The organism is Kitasatospora sp. NPDC093102 (assembly GCF_040683915.1).
Classification (GTDB): Bacteria; Actinomycetota; Actinomycetes; order Streptomycetales; family Streptomycetaceae; genus Kitasatospora.
Genome location: NZ_JBFBFA010000154.1, coordinates 1 through 1,038, shown reverse-complemented (window position 1 = coordinate 1,038; position 1,038 = coordinate 1). Strand labels below are relative to the sequence as shown.

The following is a 1,038-nucleotide window of genomic DNA, read 5'->3' as shown; positions in this document are numbered from 1 at the left end:
AGAAGGTGTTGTCTTTCGGCACGTGACCGGTGGGTTTCCGCTGGTCAGGCATGAACTCCGTGGTGTCGAGGAAGAGTCGGGCCGTCGCGTTCGTCCGGGATGACACGGAGGTGGTCGGTGGCGTCGGTCATGGGCTTGCTGGAGGCTCGGGAGACGGCTGCGCGGGTGCGGGTCGACGAGCTCCGTGTGAAGGCCGATCGGGTTCTTGCCGAACTGGCCGAGGCGGAAGCAGTGTTGGAGCGGCGGGCCATCGCCCTCGCCGAGTTGGCCGAGGCCTTGGCCGCGCCGGAGCCGGAGCCGGAGGAACCGCTGCGGCCGGTGCCGGTGCCGGCGGTGGTGAAGGTCCCGGTGGCGGGGGCGGTGGTGCCCGTCTGGCGGGAGGGCCTGACCACGGAGGCGCTCGCGCCGGACTACCGACGGTTGGTGGGCATGCTGGAGGCGGAGGCGGGCGGGGCGGGGCTGCGGGCCCAGGAGTTGGCCTCTCGACTGGGCCTGGAGCGGGTCCCGGCGAAGGTCGAGGGTGTGCGGTCGAAGGCGAAGCGGCTGGTGGAGCGGGGTTGGCTGACCGAGGAGCGGCCCGGGGTGTTCACGCCGCGGCGGGCAAACGGGTGACCTTCTGGTCCCGGTGGCGGGCGAGGCGGCGTCCCATGAGCATGGTCATGGACCACAGGGTGACGGCCTCGCTGCTGGCAGGCAGCGTCTCGTAATCCCGGGCCAGCCGTCGCGAGCGCATCAGCCAGCTCAGTGTGCGCTCCACCACCCATCGTCTCGGCAGCACCACGAAGCCGCTCATGTCGTCGCTGCGTTTGACGATCTCCAGGGTGAGCTGGAGTGTCTCGCGGGCCCAGTCGACCAGGCGGCCGGTGTAAGCGCCGTCGGCCCACACCAGGCGGAGCTTCCGATAGCGGGCGCGGAGGTATTTCAGCATGCCGCAGGCAGCGTCGCGGTCGGTGGTGTCGGCGGGGGTGACCAGCACCATCAACAGCAGGCCAAGCGTGTCCACGATGACGTGCCGCTTGCGACCGTTGATCAATTTTC

Annotated in this window: 2 protein-coding genes; one reads left to right on the top strand and one right to left on the bottom strand. The window is 70.1% G+C overall.

The window, feature by feature from the left end:
• The first annotated feature begins 117 nt into the window (after positions 1 to 117).
• Positions 118 to 612, top strand: coding sequence for a hypothetical protein (locus tag AB0O11_RS39435; protein WP_363397470.1), 495 nt, complete (start codon positions 118 to 120; stop codon positions 610 to 612).
• Here the strand turns inward: AB0O11_RS39435 and AB0O11_RS39430 are convergent.
• A partial coding sequence (locus AB0O11_RS39430; protein ID WP_363397467.1) for a transposase occupies positions 587 to 1,038 on the bottom strand: 452 nt, incomplete at its 5' end. The two genes, AB0O11_RS39435 and AB0O11_RS39430, sit on opposite strands and share 26 nt — an antisense overlap.